At 60.1% G+C, this 16,080-nt stretch carries 16 protein-coding genes; 7 read left to right on the forward strand and 9 right to left on the reverse strand.

Features of this window, described 5'->3' with window-relative positions; genetic code table 11:
• Positions 1-104: 104 nt before the first annotated feature.
• The 3 genes from D8U60_RS20600 to D8U60_RS20610 are packed head-to-tail and all read right to left on the reverse strand — an operon-like array spanning position 105 to position 5,580.
• Positions 105-701 (reverse strand): glutathione S-transferase, encoded by a 597-nt coding sequence (locus D8U60_RS20600; protein ID WP_130900802.1) that lies wholly within the window; start codon positions 699-701, stop codon positions 105-107.
• A complete protein-coding gene (locus D8U60_RS20605) occupies positions 698-4,339 on the reverse strand; it encodes an AAA family ATPase (RefSeq protein ID WP_130900803.1) in 3,642 nt (1,213 codons plus the stop codon). Before D8U60_RS20605 ends, D8U60_RS20600 begins: the two co-directional genes overlap by 4 nt.
• Positions 4,336-5,580: an exonuclease SbcCD subunit D C-terminal domain-containing protein gene (locus D8U60_RS20610; RefSeq protein WP_130900804.1), complete on the reverse strand. Its 1,245-nt coding sequence runs from the start codon at positions 5,578-5,580 to the stop codon at positions 4,336-4,338. The genes D8U60_RS20605 and D8U60_RS20610 overlap by 4 nt, the downstream gene beginning before the upstream one ends.
• Positions 5,581-5,847: 267 nt before the next feature.
• Here D8U60_RS20610 and D8U60_RS20615 point away from each other — a divergent pair, with 267 nt between their 5' ends.
• The 7 genes from D8U60_RS20615 to D8U60_RS20650 all read left to right on the forward strand — a co-directional run bounded on the left by D8U60_RS20615 (position 5,848) and on the right by D8U60_RS20650 (position 9,145).
• A complete protein-coding gene (locus tag D8U60_RS20615) occupies positions 5,848-6,324 on the forward strand; it encodes a hypothetical protein (RefSeq protein WP_130900805.1) in 477 nt (158 codons plus the stop codon).
• Between the two features lie 428 nt (positions 6,325-6,752).
• A complete protein-coding gene (locus D8U60_RS20625) occupies positions 6,753-7,181 on the forward strand; it encodes a hypothetical protein (RefSeq protein WP_130900806.1) in 429 nt (142 codons plus the stop codon).
• A gap of 12 nt (positions 7,182-7,193) precedes the next feature.
• Positions 7,194-7,430, forward strand: a complete 237-nt coding sequence (locus tag D8U60_RS20630; RefSeq protein ID WP_241663560.1) for a hypothetical protein — start codon at positions 7,194-7,196, stop codon at positions 7,428-7,430.
• 23 nt (positions 7,431-7,453) lie between these two features.
• Positions 7,454-7,816 carry a ribonuclease toxin immunity protein CdiI gene (gene cdiI, locus D8U60_RS20635; protein WP_122506870.1) on the forward strand — a complete coding sequence of 121 codons (363 nt, stop codon included), beginning with the start codon at positions 7,454-7,456 and terminating at the stop codon, positions 7,814-7,816.
• A gap of 64 nt (positions 7,817-7,880) precedes the next feature.
• The gene (locus tag D8U60_RS20640; protein WP_122506743.1) at positions 7,881-8,222 is read left to right on the forward strand and encodes a hypothetical protein; all 342 of its coding nucleotides are present in this window, start codon (positions 7,881-7,883) and stop codon (positions 8,220-8,222) included.
• 119 nt (positions 8,223-8,341) lie between these two features.
• Entirely contained in the window at positions 8,342-8,761 is a 420-nt protein-coding gene (locus D8U60_RS20645; RefSeq protein ID WP_122610886.1) for a hypothetical protein, read from the forward strand.
• Positions 8,762-8,842: 81 nt separating this feature from the next.
• On the forward strand, positions 8,843-9,145 hold the full coding sequence (locus D8U60_RS20650) for a hypothetical protein (RefSeq protein WP_122610885.1): 303 nt from the start codon (positions 8,843-8,845) through the stop codon (positions 9,143-9,145).
• Between the two features lie 89 nt (positions 9,146-9,234).
• On the opposite strand, the gene D8U60_RS20655 is transcribed toward D8U60_RS20650, so the two are convergent.
• From D8U60_RS20655 to D8U60_RS20680, 6 genes are read right to left on the reverse strand one after another with little or no spacing between them, the layout of a single operon-like run.
• Entirely contained in the window at positions 9,235-10,866 is a 1,632-nt protein-coding gene (locus D8U60_RS20655) for a BatD family protein (RefSeq protein WP_130900807.1), read from the reverse strand.
• On the reverse strand, positions 10,863-12,599 hold the full coding sequence (locus tag D8U60_RS20660; RefSeq protein ID WP_130900808.1) for a tetratricopeptide repeat protein: 1,737 nt from the start codon (positions 12,597-12,599) through the stop codon (positions 10,863-10,865). Before D8U60_RS20660 ends, D8U60_RS20655 begins: the two co-directional genes overlap by 4 nt.
• A complete protein-coding gene (locus tag D8U60_RS20665; RefSeq protein WP_130900809.1) occupies positions 12,596-13,675 on the reverse strand; it encodes a VWA domain-containing protein in 1,080 nt (359 codons plus the stop codon). Before D8U60_RS20665 ends, D8U60_RS20660 begins: the two co-directional genes overlap by 4 nt.
• On the reverse strand, positions 13,668-14,165 hold the full coding sequence (locus D8U60_RS20670) for a DUF4381 domain-containing protein (protein ID WP_122750528.1): 498 nt from the start codon (positions 14,163-14,165) through the stop codon (positions 13,668-13,670). Before D8U60_RS20670 ends, D8U60_RS20665 begins: the two co-directional genes overlap by 8 nt.
• The gene (locus D8U60_RS20675; RefSeq protein WP_016774988.1) at positions 14,162-15,106 is read right to left on the reverse strand and encodes a DUF58 domain-containing protein; all 945 of its coding nucleotides are present in this window, start codon (positions 15,104-15,106) and stop codon (positions 14,162-14,164) included. The genes D8U60_RS20670 and D8U60_RS20675 overlap by 4 nt, the downstream gene beginning before the upstream one ends.
• A gap of 5 nt (positions 15,107-15,111) precedes the next feature.
• Entirely contained in the window at positions 15,112-16,071 is a 960-nt protein-coding gene (locus D8U60_RS20680; protein ID WP_007913915.1) for a MoxR family ATPase, read from the reverse strand.
• Positions 16,072-16,080 lie beyond the last annotated feature (9 nt).

Below are 16,080 nucleotides of genomic sequence, written 5' to 3' on the forward strand. Positions count from 1 at the left end.
TGCGTGGGAATGCCTCAAGGGACGCTCCGCGTTCCAATGGGACGCAGAGCGTCCCCGGCTGCATTCCCACGCAGAGCGTGGGAACGATCAAGAGGGAGAGAGGGTTACTTCTTCATGACCGAGGTGAACAGCTCAGATTCGAGCAAGCGCTGCAACCAGGCCTGCAAGCGAAGATAAGGCGTCTGCGCAAACCACTCGCGATCAACATGAGCGAACTGTCGGACGAAGGGCAGCAGGGCGATGTCGGCGAGGCTTGGGTGATCGGCGAGCAAATAATCGCGGCCTTCGAGCAGCTCATCCAGTTTCTGCAGAAACAACGCACCTTCAGCCCGATAAGCTTCCATCGGCTGCTCAGGGTAACGCTCGGCGTACTTGTAGCGATTCAAAGCCGATTTGAAAATCTGATCATTGCCTTCAATCAGTTTCTCCATCCACAGCGCCGCGAACGAATCACCGGCCAGCAACCAATCATCCGGATCATTCTGCGCCAACGCCCAGCGCATGATCTGCAGACTCTCATCGATCACCACGCCATCGGCATTCAGCACCGGCACCGTGCCCTTGGGCGAGAGCGCCAGCATCTGCGCCGGTTTGTCCTTGAGACTGACTTCGACAATCTCCACCGGCACGCCCGCATAACGCAGCGCCATTCGCGCACGCATGGCGTAAGGGCAGCGGCGGAAGGAATACAGCGTGTTCATTTCACCTCCAGCGTGCTCAAACCGTTGCCCTGGCGCCGCACCTGAATCTGCACCGGGATGCGTTCGTGCATTTCCTGCACATGGGAAATCACCGCCACCTTGCGTCCCTGCGCCTGCAAGCCATCGAGCGCGTCCATGGCCAGTTGCAAGGATTCAGGATCAAGGCTGCCGAAACCTTCGTCGATAAACAGCGATTCGATTTTCAGCGTGCTCGACGCCATCGAAGCCAGACCCAGCGCAAGGGCGAGTGATACGAGGAACGTCTCGCCGCCGGAAAGCGAATGCACCGAGCGCAGTTCGTCGCCCATTTCCGTGTCCATCACCAGCAGGCCGAGCATGCTGCCGCCGCGTTTGAGGCGATAGCGTTTGACCAGTTGGCGCAGCTGCGCGTTGGCGTGATGCACCAGCAGGTCGAGGTTGTAGGCCTGGGCGATCTTGCGGAAGGTGTCGCCGGTGGCCGAGCCGATCAAGGCACTGAGTCGCGCCCAGCGCTGGTACTCGGCATAGGCGTCGGCGATCTGCTGGGCCAACGCCTGATTGGCGTTCTGTCGGCGCTGGTCTTCAACCTGCTCGGCGCGCAGTTCGGCGCATTGCTGCTCGCTGACGGCAAACCGGGTTTGCAGCTCGGCGAGGGCGCTGTCCAGCTGTTCGGCGTCAAGATTGCCGTCCTGCCGGGCCTGGTGATCAAGCAGACGCTGATCGCGCTCCTGCAACAGGACCTGGGCTTGTTCGATGGCTTTTTCGTTGTGCTGAAGGGTCTGGCGCAGTTCGGCGACTTGCGCGTCGTCGAAGCGCAGCAAGTCTTCCAGGCCGCTGTCATCCAGTTCCGGATGGCTGGCGCGCCAATCGGCGATCTTGCCGGCGAGTGCCTGTTCTTCAGCCTCCAATGCTTGCAGGCGATCCTGCTGAGACTTGAGTTCGGCTGCGATCTGCACCAGTTGCGTGCGCACGCTTTGCAGCTCTTCAGCCGTACTGGTTTCGGCGACGCGCGCCTGTTCCACCGCATGTTCCAGCTGCTGCTGCCAATGCTCGGCGCTGCTGTGCTCGCCAAGTAACTGCGCGAGCTTTTCCTGACAGCTTTGCTGCTGCTCGGTCAGCGCGGTGAATTGTTGCTCGGCGCTGTGCAGTTGCTGAGTGCGCAGCTGTTGGCGATCCTGTTCTTTCTCCAACGTCTGCTGGCGTTGCTGCTGTTCGCTCAGCTCTTCCTTTTGCTGCTCAAGCTGGGCCAGACGCTCGGCGATCTGCCGATCCAACTGCATGAATGTCGCGGCCGGCTCCAGGCGCAGTGCTTCGAGGGTGTCAGCGGGCAGCAGCGGGCCGAACGCGCTGAGTTCTTCTTCAAGGCGCTGACGGTCGCTGTTGAGTTCATGCTGCTGATGGCTCAGCTGTTGCGCCGCTTGCTGATGCGCCACCTCGGCCTGACGCAATTGTTGCGACAAGCGCGCCGCGTCCTGTTGCAAGGTGAGCAGGGCGCTTTGCCGTTGTTCGTCTTGAGTGATGCTCTGGTTCAACTGCTCGGTCTGGCGGCTGAGCCAGGCGTCGCGTTTGTCGGCGTCCTGATTGAACAGTTGCGCGGCCAGCGGATGCGCGTCGAGGCTCGGGGCCAAGGCTTGTTGCTGCGCCGCGAGTTGTTCCTGTTGCTGGAGCAATTCTTTCTGTTGTGCGATCACGCCACCGACTTCGCCGCGCAGTTCGATCAGTTTTTCCTTGAGCTGATCGACCACTTGCTGGGCGTTGGCCTGTTCGCTTTCATCGTGACGGCCAAGGCTTTGCAACAGCGCTTCGGGCTGGTGATAGGGATGCTCGTTGCTGCCGCAGACCGGGCAGGGCTGATCGTCCTGCAACTGCGCGCGCAACTCTTCGACACTGGCACTGCGCGCCAGCCGCTGACGTTCAAGCAGCTCGCGAGTGACGCTGAGGGTCTGCTCGGCGACGGTCAGTTCGGCCTTGGTTTTCACACCGTCCTGGGTTAGACGTTCACGTTGCTGCTGCGCGTCAAGCTGGCGTTGTTGCAACTCGGCGCTGCGCTTGTCCAGATCCTGCTGAGACGCCCACAGGCGCGACAGGTCTTCGATCGCGCGCAGCTGTTTGCGGTTGTCCTGCAGCAAGGTGCCAAGCAGGCCGATCTGTTCGGCGACTGCGTCCGGCTCTGCGCCGGCTTCTTTGAACAGCACTTCCAGTTGCTGTTTGTGCGAGGCCAGTTGCTCAGCACTGTGCGCGGAGTTCTGTTCGAGCGACGCCAGTTCGCTCTGGCCCTTGTTCAAGCGGTTGCCGATCAGCATCAGCTGTTGCAGACGGTCGCGATAGGCGCTCCAGGCATCGCTCAACGGCGCCAGATGCGCACTCTGCTCAAGCTCAGCGGCGATGCGTTGCAAACGCGCGGCGACTTCAGTCTGCTTTTCCTGCAAAGCCTGAATCGCGCTCTGGCCATCCTTGAACGCTTGCTCGGCCGCTTGCCGGGCTTCGGCACTGCTGGCGGTGTCCTTGATCAGGCGGGCGAGGGTGCTTTGCTCTTCGAATGCCTGACGCAGCAACGGCGCATTTTCGCTCTGGCGTTGTTGCGCTGCGCTCAGGGCGACTTTCGCTGCGTCGAGGTTCTGTTCCAGCTCCGTCTGGCGTTCGCCCAGCGCCGCGTGTTGTTGGGTGTGCGCGGCAATCTGCGTCGCCAGTGGCGTCAGCAGCGCATCGAGCTCGGCCTTGCGCGCGAACTGATGACGCTGCGGGCCAAGCTGTTCCAGACGCGTCAGTTTTACCCTCTCGCCGGCCAGTGCCTGCCATTGCTGTTGCGCGGTTTGCAGTTGTTCGCTGGCGGCTTTTTGCGCGTCCTGCAACTGACGCAAATCCTTCAGCCAACCGTGTTGTTGCTCAAGCAGTTTGAGCTGCGCTTGTTGCGCCTTCATCTGTTGCTGCGCGGTGTTGAAACGCTCGTCGAGTTCGGCGCGGGCTTCGGGGGCCATTGGCGTCACACCGGTGGCCTGATCCTGCAACTGCTTGTGCGCTTCACGGGCTTCTTTGGTCTTGTCGAAGGCGCGGCGGCCGAGGCGGGTGTACAGCGCGGTGTCGGTGAGTTTTTCCAGCAGTTCACTGCGGTCGTTATCGTCAGCCTTGAGGAACGCACTGAACTCACTCTGCGCCAGCAGCACAGCGCGGGTGAACTGTTCAAAGTTCAGGCCCAGCGCGGCTTCCAGCTGGGTTTTGTATTCGCCTTTCTGGCTGGCGAGCAGTTGATCCTGATCGATGTCGCGCAGGCTCTGCCGGCTCGCTTGCAACTTGCCGCCAGCCTTCTCGCGAGCACGATTGGCTTCCCAGCGCGCGCGATAGCGGCGGCCATCGACGCCGACAAAATCCACTTCGGCATAGCCTTCACCCGTGCCGCGCCGCAGTAAGGTGCGCGGGTCGCCAGTGGCGATTTCACCGTCAGCGTCGGGGACTTTGGCATCGCGGCCGGTGTTGTTCAGGCGCGGCACAGCGCCAAACAGCGCCAGACACAAGGCATCGAGCAACGTGCTTTTGCCGGCGCCGGTCGGGCCGGTGATTGCGAACAGACCGGCGCTGGCCAGCGGTTCGGCGGTGAAATCGATCTCGAACGGACCTGCCAGCGAGGCCAGGTTCTTCAAACGAATGGCGAGAATTTTCATGGCTGCTCGCCCTCCAGTTGCACGTCCTGCAGCAGTTCGGCGAAGTCCTTGAGCGTCTGCTCGTCGACCTCGCTGCCGTAGTTGTCGAGCCAGGCGCGGCTGAACAGTTCCTGCGGGGTGAGCTGGTCGAGTTCGATCAGCGTGCTGCCGTCATCGCTGCCATCGACGCCGCGATTGCCGGCGTATTCAGCGGCAATGCGCACCAGTCGCACGGCTTTGCCTTGCAGTGCGGTTTCCACTTGATGGCGCAGATCGGGCTGCGGCTCATCCAGGCGCACGCGCACTTCGAGCCAGGGCTGGCGCTGGGTTTCGGCGAGCAGATCGATGTTCGGCAGATCGGCCAGTTGCAGCAGAATCTCGGCCAGCGGCGCCGGGCCGATGCGCTGCAGATTGACCGAGCGCGGGATCAGTTTCGGCTCGACGCTGACCAGTGTTTCACCGTCCAGGACCACATCGAGAATCTGATGCTGATAACCGATTTCGGAGAACGACAGCGGAATCGGCGAGCCGCTGTAGCGGATGCGCTCCTCGCCGTTGACCTTCTGCGGCTTGTGCAAATGGCCGAGGGCGACGTAACTGATGCTTTCGCCGAACAGGCTGGCGGGCAGCGCTTCGGCATTGCCGATGATCAGGCTGCGCTCGGAATCCTCCGACACCGAGCCCCCGGCCATGTGCGCGTGGCTGATAGCGATCAACGCCTGCCCGGGCTGGCGCTTGGCATTCGCCGCCGCGATCAGCCACTCATGTACCTGACCGATGCCGCGCAAATAGTTGTCGCCCAGATGCGCGCCAGTGACTTCCGCCGGGCGCAAGAACGGCAGCGCCAGACACCACGCGGCGATTTCTCCCTGCGCATTCGGTAGCGGCAGCAACAAGCGCTCTGCATCGAGTTGGCCGTCATCCAGCCACAGCACCCGACCCAACGCGTGGGTGCGCAAACGCCGCATCAACGGCGCCGGCAGTTCGATCCGCGAACCGGAATCATGGTTGCCGGCGATCATCACGATGGTCAGCAACGGCTGCTGTTCGTGAGCGCTGACGATGAAGTCGTAGAGGCGTTCCTGCGCTTTGACCGGCGGATTGACCGTATCGAAGATGTCCCCGGCGATCAGCAGCACATCCGGCTGCGCCAAGTGCAACTGGCGCAGCAGCCATTCGAGAAAACACGCGTGCTCGAAATCGCGCTCCTGGCCGTGCAGGTTTTGCCCAAGGTGCCAGTCGGAGGTGTGGAACAGACGCAAGGTGGACTCCGCTACAGAAAAGAGGTGATGGCCGCAGATGAAATGAGGGCGGCGAAAGAGGGGAGAGTTTACAGATTATTGCGCCGGTGGAGCTTGTCCCAGCGGAACGCCGCAGGGCATTTCGACGATTCGCTCGTTGACGCCCTTACAGCGGCTACCTAATATCGAGCCATCGTATTGATATCATCTCAGTCGCAAGCGTTACGTCCAGTCTTCAGCGTTATTCGATAAAGCTGACGCCCGAAGATCGAGTGGGGAGCCAATGTAATGCAAGTGATCAACTCTATACCATGGGTTATCGACACAGAACCCTTCGACACATGGAAGCAGCAGTGGTCGAATCAGGAAGGCCTGGATATTCATTCGTATATCAACGACCAATGCCACCCGGAACAGATATTGATGTTTTCCACGTTGCTGTTCCCGACGTTCATCGTGTCTGAGGGAGGCGTCTTCCTCGAGCGAAATTTTTCACACGAAGCGTTCGCGCGCTGCGTGAACCTGGCCGCTGGCGACATGGCGGAGGTTGAGCGGCTTATGAATTATGTGAAGATTTATGATGTTTTTGGCCAATACGGAAATGGTGTATCGCCGAGAATATTTCTTCAGCTGTGCGAGATGATCGGGTTTGCCTGGCGAGTGGTGTTGAAGGAGAAATTCCCGGACACATTATTCACTGTCGAGGTGTCGAACTCGGATGAGGATTACGGCCCGGTGGTTACGTTTTATCAGGTGAAACAATGATTGATCCCTTCCCAACACTCGCTGATGAAAGATTTTTTGTTTTGATGTGTCCGCCTCAAGACCGTGGGCGAGTTTTTTACATTTCTTGAGTTGAGCCACCAATACAATGCCTAAATTTTCCTGTGTCTGCGGTCAGATAATCAATTTGTCTCATGGTACGTCCGAGTCAGAATATTCGATGGTTGCCGAGCGAAAGATAGATGAGCTGGGTGCTGCCTTGGCAGATCGTTGGTTGTCTGAGGAAGAGTTCTATCAGCAGATAGGTGCGGGTGCTACTACTGTTTATCGATGTAATAAATGCGAACGACTACATATTGATCAAGGTGGTGGAAACTTTTCTTCCTATATCAAGGAGCTATGATAGAACGCGCCCACATGCTTTCGGGGAAAGAGTGGAAACTGGATTGTTCGCCAGCAAGAGGCTTCAAATGGACTTTTCAATTGCGGAGTACGGAGCGGCCGGCCCTTTGAATGGAAAGTTGTCCAGAGGTCAAGTGCGCGACATTCTTGGAGCCGGTTTCGAAGTGTTCTGGAAAACAACTGACTCCTTGAATACTACCGATGCTTATATTCAGCTCGATCTTCATGTCTACTACGACGAGCGAGATATAGTTAAAGGGGTAGAGTTTTTCGAAAGAAGCACGGTGTCCTGGAGCAGGCACAAGCTGGTAGGCGAAACATCCACGGACGTATTGGCTTTGTTTCGTCGCCATGGTATTGACCCCGTCATTGACGATGACGGATTTGAAGTCGGTGAGTTGGGTATGGGGTTCTATGTTGACGATGACGACGACTTGATCACCACTTTATATATCAATCTGCGCCGCGAAAATTCATTCAACGGCGTCGTGTTCTAACAGGAGCCAGAGATGATCATCTGCCCAAGATGTCAGCAGGATTACATTGTCTGTGCCCATGTCAAGGCCACTGGCAAAGAATTATTCATGTGCCCAGAGTGCGACGCTACCTGGTTTTCAATTGAGGCGATCGGCGTTGCGCCTTTTCTGGATTTTGGGACTTATATGGAAAGCATAGGCTTGTCGATGCTGTGGGACGAGTTGGACATTGTTTCCGGTTCAGAAGACCCAAGAAATGACAGTGTATGATCCGGCAATGAAGTGAGGTTGTTATGAAGGAGCTGTTCGGTCAGCCATACCGCCAGTCAGACCCTTATTGGATTGTCAAAGGGTATTTTGACAGGATGTATGATGATGGCCGTTTCATCGAGGCGGCCGGCTATATTGTGAGGCGTTGGGGGTTCAGTGTTGATGGAGCATACTGTAACTTCCCTGCTGTAAATAGCTCATTTGAAGAGGACCATTTTGAAGGAGTGGAGTTTTCTTATGGGTATCCCTCTAGCGATGCAGACACAATTATTGTCAGTGAAGAGGTCTGCATGGAATACCTTCGGCTAGCTTGTGATAAATACCTACAGCGCCATCCTGAAAGTAACGCTGAAGTAGATGTCCTCTTAAGTGGGAGCTATATCTGATAAGTAGAAGTGTTCCATTTGTCTAGCGCAGCTAAAAGTTATCCGATCAAGAGAAAGTTGAAAGATGAATGATTTCGAGTCAGTAAAGAAACTGATCATCCAGTTGGTTAAAGATAAAGCCGGTGATTTTGATGGTGACAGTTGGGAAGCTGATTACAAGCTGAACTGGGAAGACGAGTTAGCGGAAAGGCTAGCAAACGCTTTCTACAATATGTCCAGAGCGGCATCCGCCAAGGAAAATGCAGACGATGTCATGTTGAAAGTTGCGCTGATGAATTCACGTGTGGACTTCATGGATCTCGCCAATTTTTTCAGGGATATTTTCGACGATTTGGATGCACTGCTGCGCAAGCCAGTCTGGCCGGATATTCCAGAAGGATTTGATGATCAGGGCTACCACCAGTGAGTTATCCATAGGTGCAGAATGCGACGACATCGGGTCTTTAGTAAGGGGCGCGGGCGTCAAGCCTGACCATCTAGGAAGGAACTGCGCATCTTTCTTGGTTCAGGAGATCCCAGAAGAAAATGACAATAGTATTTAGTTTTTTAAGTCGCGGTGATCTCGGATTGATTCACGCTGGCATGTCCCGAGAAGAATCAAGGAAGGCGCTTGGTGGTCGGTTTGAGGCGTTTTACAAAGCCGAAGATTCGACAGTACCGACCGACGCTTACGATGATTTAGGCGTGCACGTTTACTTTGATGAGCGCTACCGGGTCTTTGGCGTTGAGTTTTTGAAATGGAGTGAGCTTGTTTGGGACAACCAGAAACTGGTCGGTGAAGATGCGCTTGTGGTTCGACAGTTTTTGGCCAAGCGAGGAGAGGTTCTGGTTTTCAATAATTCAGGCTTCAGTGTCACTGGCGTGGGTTTAAGGTTTTATGTGCCTGATTTCAGGGAAGACGACGCCATCGTTGAGGCTGTCTATGTAGAAGTTGGTGGCGCATGAGGAGAAGCGCGGGAAACAAATAGCTTATGGATTGGACATCTCAGAGGAACTCAGCTTCAGTCGCAATCTGGAGGTTTTACAGTGATTACCGAAGATATAAAAATCATCCAAGGAATTTTTCAGGTGGTCGAAGCCGGCATCGTCCATGGCTATGACGCGTTCCGTTATGGCGTGGAGTTGGGGGAGGGCTACATCGAGACGGAGCTATGCGTTGAGAAAGACGGCGTCGAGGACTGGAATGTCGAGGAAGACATCAACGGCGCGATAATTCTACGTCTGGTCCGCGAATTACAGGACAGCGCAGTCAAGCGTGGCGAGCCATGGAAATCATTCGTCATGTCATACCGCGAAGGCGAACAAGTCCAAACAAAATTCGCTTATTGATTCCAGACTTTCAGACCAAAAGATCGCAGCCTTCGGCAGCTCCTACACACTATCCGTAGGGCCTGCCAAAGGCTGCGATCTTTTGCTTTTCACTTCGGATAAAGCGGCGGCAATCCACTCTCACCCACCGGATCCTGCACACGCTCGGCGGCTGGAATCGTTCGAATCGCCCGCCACAAATCCTCACCCTGCCAATGCTGCCCGGTCTCGCTGTACAGCGCGCCGTTCAAGCCATCCAGCGCGTCCGACAGCGGTACAAACCGCGCGGCCATGTCTGCCAGTGTCTCCGGCTGCTGCCGCGCCCAGGCGTCCAGTGCCTGGCGGGTGGCGTGGGGGTCGTTGGCCTGGCTGGCGCGTTTGATGTCGTCGAGCAGGGTGCGTGGACTCGGGCCGGTCTGGGCGGCGCGGTGGATTGCCGGTTGCCAGCGGGCGCGCCACCAGAGGCCGAAGCCGAGCAGGGTGGTGCAGGCGAGGATCAGGGTGCTGAGTTTCCACCACCACAGGGTGTCGTTGTCGGGCGTGCTCGGTTGCAGGGTGCCGGCCGGGGTGTCGATTTGCAGGCTGGGGTTGTTCGCCACTTGCAGGGTGCGCGCGGGCAGGCTGCTGTGTTCGAGGTGGTCTTCGAAGGTGTTCCACCAGACTACGTCGACGGTTGGCAGGTCGATCGCGCCGCTGCGGCTGGGCACCAGGGCTTCGCGTTCTTCGCGGGTGCCGATGATGCCGCGGTCGCTGCTCTGGTTGCTCAGCACCGGTTGGTCGGGGTAGCGGCGCAGGCCGTTGACGTCGGTGGCGGGCAGGGCTGGCAGTTGCGAGCTGGCGAGGCCTTCGACTTTCAGGGTCAGGCTGCGGGTGAGGGAATCGCCGACCTGGGTGTGATCCGGTTCCGGGCTCCAGCTTTCGCTGAGGCTGAGGTTGCGCGCCGGCAGCCATGGTGCATCGACCGGGTAGGTCAGCGGTTTCGGTTTGACCGTCAGCGGAATCGACGCCGAGCTCACGCGCATCAGTTTGCCGGGCTTGGGCCCCGAGGCGTCTGCTGATGGCGCGGTATCGACCAGCGTGGCGCTGAACGTCTGCGGGGCGATCGTCAGCAGGCCGCTGTGTTGCGGATAGATCGCGTAGCGCATCTCGATCACACCGTGGCGCAGGCCATTGATGTCTTTTTCATAGGTGCGCGTGTCGCCAAGTTGTTCGATGCGCGCATCGGCGATTTGCAGCGGGCTCAGGCTGCTGTCGTCGTACAGCGAAACCGAGTGATAAATGCGCAAAGTCAGGATGGCCTGGGCCTGCACGTAAACGCTGGTCTGATCGAGGCTGGCTTCGATGAACACCGGATCGAGGCTGTTGTTGTCTTCGCGGTTGTCACTGGCGATCACCTGCACGGTGATCGGCTGGCTCTGTGCTTCGCCCAGTTGCAGCGGCGGAATCACTACGCTGCCGTTTTCTTTCGGCAGCAGGGTGATGATCCAGCGTGTGGTCGCGCGGTTGTCGCCGTTGAGGGTGTTGAGCTGGTTGACCTGGCGCGTGCCGCGCACTTCGAACAACGCTTCCAGCGCCGACAGATCGGGCTTGCCGAACTGGGTGACGTCGTCAGTTTCGAGGGTGAGCTCGACCGTCTCGCCGGAGTTCAGGCGACTGCGATCCACGCTGGCGGTCAGCTCGGCCGCCTGAGCGGTGGCCGTGCAGATCAGCAGGGGCAGCAAGAGAGCGGTGAAGCGGGTCATCGATTGTTTTCCTGATCCTGATGTTGTTGCTGTTCGTACCAGAATTTGCGCCTGAGCAGTTCGCCCGGGTCGTCCGGGATCTTGCCTAGCCATTGCTCGAGCGCCTGACGCTGCTCGCCTTCGAGGTTGTTCTCGCTCGGGCGCAGGGTCGGCACCGTGTCGGTTTCCTCTTCCTCGTCGCTGCCGGGGATTTCATTGGGGCCGGGCAGCGGCGGGGCGGTCGGCGGCGGTTCGCTGGCCGACTCGGCCGGTTGCGCCTCGCTCTGGGTTTCACTGCTCACCGCCGGAGGGGGCGCGGTGGTGGGCGAAGGCTCATCGCCGGGCAGACTTTGTTCGTTGGGCTGGTTGTCCGGCTCGGGCGGCGGCGGGGCGTTTTTCTGCTTCAGCAGGTTTTCCACCAGCGCCTTGTTGGTCTGCGCCGGACGTAGATCCGGTTGCAGTTCCAGCGCCTGTTCGTAGGCGTCGATTGCTGCTTCCAGCTCGCCACTTTTTGCCAAGGCGTTGCCACGATTGTAGTGGGCGCGGGCATCGCTGCCCTCGGCAAAACGCTGAGCGGCGCCACTGTAGTCGCCGGCCTCGTACAACGCCACCCCTTGCCACTGATGATCGTCAAAATGCTGCGCGGCTTCGGCCGGGCGTTTCTGCTTGAGCAGGTGCAAACCCTGCTGGTCGGGGCGCAGCCACAAATCTTCGAAGTCGAAAGCGTAGCTCGGTTGCGGCAGGCACCACAGCAGCGGCAGGCAGAACAGCCAACCACGGCGCCCGGCACACGCCGCCAGCAACAGCAGTGGCAGCAGCAGCCAGTAACCCTGATCGGCCCACGTGTCGAGGCGCACGGTCTGGCCGTCGTCGCGCAGGCTGCGCGGGCCGTTGAGCAGACCAAGGGCGCCAAGATCAGCCTCATCGAGTCGCGCCGGGTGATACTCACCGCCGACGCTGTTTAGGAATGTCGCCAGGCCCGGGCTATCGAGTTGTGGCACGCGGATCGCGCCTTGCTCGTCCTTGAGGAAACTGCCGTCCTCCTGGGCGATCGGCGCACCTTCGGCGGTGCCGATGCCGAGCATCAGCAGTTGCGTCGACTCGCCATTCAGCGCGCGGCGGATACCGCGCCGTTCTTCTTCATTGAGCGACGAACCGATCAGCAGAATCCGCCCCTGTCCCAGCGCACCTTGCTTGAGCAAGGCCAATGCTTTGCCCACGGCCAGATCGGCGCGGTGGCCGGCTTCCGGCATCAGCGACGGCTTCAGCGCGTCGAGCAGATTGCGACTGGTGGCCAGATCATCCGACAGCGGCACCAGCGTGTGCGCGCTGCCGGCATAGACGACGATGGCGGTCTGCGCATCGCTGCGCGCCTGCAACAGGTCGAACAGCTTGCGCCGCGCCTGTTCGAGACGCGTCGGTGGCGAGTCGGTGGCGAGCATCTCCGGGGTCAGTTCGAGCACGACTACCAGCGGGTCGGCGGGTTTCTGGCTGGTCTGTTCGACGCGCTCCCAGCTCGGCCCGAGCAAGGCCAGAATGGTCAGCAACCACGCCACGCCAAGGGCGACCCACGGCAGTTTGCTTTGGCGCCCGCTGCCGCTACTGAGCAGCGCAGCGTGAAATGCAGGCGGCAGAATCATCTGCCAGCGCCCGGCGCGTTTCTGCCGGTGCCAGAGTTGCCAGAGCAGCCAGCCGAGCAGCGGCAACAGCAGCAGCCACCAAGGGCGGAACCAGTGCGGCCAGAGCGCGATCATCGGCGCCTCCGCAGGCGCAAACGCTGCAAGCGCTGACGCCAGTCCGGCAGCGGACTTTGCAAATACAGTTGCTTGCTGAACAGGCGTTGCAGCGGATTGTCCGGCCACAGTTCGCGAACGACCAGCAACAGGCTCAACCACAGCGCCAATGCCAGCGGCCAGTGATACAAGGCTTGCGCCGGACGTGCCTGAGTCGGTTGCTGGGTCACCGGTTCGAGCTGATCGAGGGTGTCCTTGATCGCTTGCAGCTCCAAGCCGTCGTGGGCGCGGAAGTACTGGCCGCCGGTGATTTCGGCGATGGCCTTGAGCGCCGGTTCGTCCAGATCAAGGCTCGGATTGACCCCGAGCAGGCCGGTCGAGCCGCTGTCCTCGGGATTGGCGCCGATGCCGATTGGATAGATTCTGACGCCTTCGCTGGCGGCCAGTTTTGCGGCGGTCAGCGGATTGATTTCGCCGCCGTTGTTGGCGCCGTCGGTGACCAGAATCAGCACGCGACTTTGCGCCGGGCGCAGGCGCAGGCGTTTCAGGGCCAGGCCGATGGCATCGCCGATCGCGGTGTTTTTGCCAGCGATACCGATCCGCGCTTCGTCGAGCCAGATGCGAACGGTGCGCCGGTCAAAGGTCAGTGGTGCTTGCAGGTAGGCCTGGCTGCCGAACAGGATCAGACCGACGCGATCGCCGTCGCGGCTTTCGAGGAAATCGCCGAGCAAGTGCTGCACCAGCGACAGGCGACTGACTTCTTCGTCCTGCCACTGCATGTCGGGAAAATCCATCGAACCGGACACGTCCACCGCCACCAGCAGATCACGGCCACTGGCGGCAATCGGCAGTGGCTCGCCAAGCCATTGCGGGCGCGCGGCGGCGATCAGCAAGATCAGCCACAGCAAGATAAACGGCGCCTGCTGCCGCCACGCCGGCAAGTTGGCGCGGGCGCGGCGGCGGGCGAGGCCTTCGAGGTCGGCGAGGAAACTGACTTTCAATGCCGGCTCGCCGCTGTCGGCCACCGGCAGGACCAGACGCATCAGCCACGGCAGCGGCAACAGCACGAAGATCCACGGCCAGGCGAACTCAAACATGTTTGCGAATCCACGTGTCGACCGCTTGGGTCAGGCCGGCGATGGCTTTGTCGTCGAGTTTGCATTCCGGTTTGTACGCGCCTTCGACCAGCACCATCCACCGCGTCAGGCCGGCAGCCGGGCAGCGGTTATCGAGGAAGGCCAGCCATTTGCGCCCGTTGAGGGTGTGGCTCTGGCTGTACGGATAGTGGTTGCGGCACAGGCGTTTGAGCAGGCCGTTGAGTTGTTGCAGCCAGGCGCCGGCGGGTGCGCCGTCGTAAGGCTTGGGCATTTGCGCCAGTTCGGCGAGCGCGGCGATGCGCACCGGGTCCAGCGGTTGCTCGGCGCGTACCACCGGGCGTTTCTTCATCGGAATGAAACGGCGCAGCTTCCACGCGGCAAAGCCCAGCAGCGGCAACAGCAGAAGCAGCAGCCACCAGCCAGGCGCCGGCGGCCAGAAGGCGATCGGCGGCGGCGAGATCAGCGGTTGCAGTTGTTCGAGGCCGTTCATCGACCTTTCCCCGGACGCTGCGGGTTCAGGAACTCGCGCATCTGCTCGACCATTTCGCTCTGCGTGCTCAACGGCATCAGCAACACCCGCAGCTTTTGTGCGAGCAGCTCCCAGCGAGCGATGCGCGCTTCGGCCTGGGCGCGGTAGGTCTGGCGCAGGTCGAAGTTCAGCGTGTCGATCTCCAGTTGTGCGCCACGTTCGGCGAAGCGCAGCAGGCCGGCGGCGGGCAGAGCATGATCGAGCGGATCGGACAGCGGCAACATCAGCAGATCGCAATGCCGCGCCAGCAAACTCAACTGCTGCTCGGCGCTGTCGGACAACGCGCGCTCATCGCAAATAACGATGGCCAGACTGCCCGGGCGCAGCACTTCCCGCGCGCGGCGCAGGGCCACGCCGAAGGCATCGCGATCCGGCTCGCGCTCGCTGTGCAGCGACTGATTAACCTTGACCAGACGGTTGAGCAATTGCAGCAGGCTCTGTTTGCTGCGCCGAGGCTTGATTTCGTAGTGCTCGTTATCGCCAAACACCAGCCCGCCGACGCGATCGTTGTGCCCCAGCGCGGCCCAGCCGATCAACGCTGCAACCTGCGCCGCCAGCACTGACTTGAACATCAGCCCCGAGCCGAAAAACAGCCGCGTGCTTTGCTCGACCATGATGAAAATCGGTCGCTCGCGCTCTTCGTGGAACAGCTTGGTGTGCGGCTCCTGCGTGCGCGCAGTGACGCGCCAGTCGATGGTGCGCACGTCGTCACCGGCCTGATACACCCGCACTTGGTCGAAGTCGACGCCACGGCCACGGAATTTCGAGTGATGCAGGCCGATCAGCGGGCTGCGCTGACTCGGCGTGGAAAACAGCTGTACCTCGCGCACGCGGTGACGCATTTCGATCAGCTCGGCGAGGCTGATGCGGATACCGGGTTCGGAGGGCAGGGCGGCGTTCATGGGGGTCAAGCGACGGCGACGACGTCGAGAATCCGCTGCACCACGCGATCCTGATCGATGCCAGCGGCTTCGGCTTCGAACGACAGAATGATGCGATGGCGCAACACGTCGAACAGTACGGCCTGAATGTCTTCCGGGCTGACGAAATCACGACCGGCCAGCCAGGCGTGGGCGCGGGCGCAGCGATCGAGGGCAATCGAACCGCGCGGACTGGCTCCGTAAGCGATCCACTCGGCCATTTCCGGGTCGAACTTGGCCGGGTTGCGCGTGGCCATGACCAGTTGCACCAGGTATTCCTCCACGGCGTCGGCCATGTACAAACCAAGGATTTCCTTGCGCGCGGCGAAGATCGCCTGCTGGCTGACCCGACGCTCGGGCTTGGTCTCACCGTTCAACGCCTCGCCACGGGCCTGCTGGAGGATGCGCCGTTCGACAGCGGCGTCGGGGAAGCCGATCTTGACGTGCATGAGGAAACGGTCGAGCTGGGCTTCCGGCAGCGGATAGGTGCCTTCCTGTTCGATCGGGTTCTGCGTGGCCATCACCAGAAACAGCGGCGACAGCTCATAGGTGCTGCGCCCGACGCTGACCTGACGCTCGGCCATCGCTTCGAGCAAGGCCGATTGCACCTTGGCCGGCGCACGGTTGATTTCGTCGGCCAGCACCAGGTTGTGGAAGATCGGCCCTTGCTGGAAGACGAAACTGCCGGTTTCCGGACGGTAGATTTCGGTGCCGGTGATGTCGGCCGGCAGCAGGTCGGGGGTGAACTGAATTCGATGGAACTGGGCTTCGATGCCCTCGGCGAGTTCTTTGATCGCTTTGGTCTTGGCCAGACCGGGAGCGCCCTCGACCAGCATGTGGCCGTCGGCGAGCAGGGCGATGAGCAAGCGCTCGATGAGTTTTTCCTGGCCGAGAATCTGCGTTGAAAGAAAGGTTCGCAGCGCCAGCAGCGCTTCACGATGTTCCATCGATGACTG

Origin of the sequence: Pseudomonas sp. Sample_11, from assembly GCF_004307505.1 — a bacterium.
Lineage (GTDB): Bacteria > Pseudomonadota > Gammaproteobacteria > Pseudomonadales > Pseudomonadaceae > Aquipseudomonas > Aquipseudomonas atacamensis.

Coding starts and splice junctions, on each gene's coding strand:
- D8U60_RS20600 (WP_130900802.1), bottom strand. CDS start 701: ATGAACACGCTGTATTCCTTCCGCCGCTGCCCTTACGCCATGCGTGCG.
- D8U60_RS20605 (WP_130900803.1), bottom strand. CDS start 4,339: ATGAAAATTCTCGCCATTCGTTTGAAGAACCTGGCCTCGCTGGCAGGT.
- D8U60_RS20615 (WP_130900805.1), top strand. CDS start 5,848: ATGCAAGTGATCAACTCTATACCATGGGTTATCGACACAGAACCCTTC.
- D8U60_RS20625 (WP_130900806.1), top strand. CDS start 6,753: ATGGACTTTTCAATTGCGGAGTACGGAGCGGCCGGCCCTTTGAATGGA.
- D8U60_RS20630 (WP_241663560.1), top strand. CDS start 7,194: ATGATCATCTGCCCAAGATGTCAGCAGGATTACATTGTCTGTGCCCAT.
- cdiI (WP_122506870.1), top strand. CDS start 7,454: ATGAAGGAGCTGTTCGGTCAGCCATACCGCCAGTCAGACCCTTATTGG.
- D8U60_RS20640 (WP_122506743.1), top strand. CDS start 7,881: ATGAATGATTTCGAGTCAGTAAAGAAACTGATCATCCAGTTGGTTAAA.
- D8U60_RS20645 (WP_122610886.1), top strand. CDS start 8,342: ATGACAATAGTATTTAGTTTTTTAAGTCGCGGTGATCTCGGATTGATT.
- D8U60_RS20655 (WP_130900807.1), bottom strand. CDS start 10,866: ATGACCCGCTTCACCGCTCTCTTGCTGCCCCTGCTGATCTGCACGGCC.
- D8U60_RS20660 (WP_130900808.1), bottom strand. CDS start 12,599: ATGATCGCGCTCTGGCCGCACTGGTTCCGCCCTTGGTGGCTGCTGCTG.
- D8U60_RS20665 (WP_130900809.1), bottom strand. CDS start 13,675: ATGTTTGAGTTCGCCTGGCCGTGGATCTTCGTGCTGTTGCCGCTGCCG.
- D8U60_RS20670 (WP_122750528.1), bottom strand. CDS start 14,165: ATGAACGGCCTCGAACAACTGCAACCGCTGATCTCGCCGCCGCCGATC.
- D8U60_RS20675 (WP_016774988.1), bottom strand. CDS start 15,106: ATGAACGCCGCCCTGCCCTCCGAACCCGGTATCCGCATCAGCCTCGCC.
- D8U60_RS20680 (WP_007913915.1), bottom strand. CDS start 16,071: ATGGAACATCGTGAAGCGCTGCTGGCGCTGCGAACCTTTCTTTCAACG.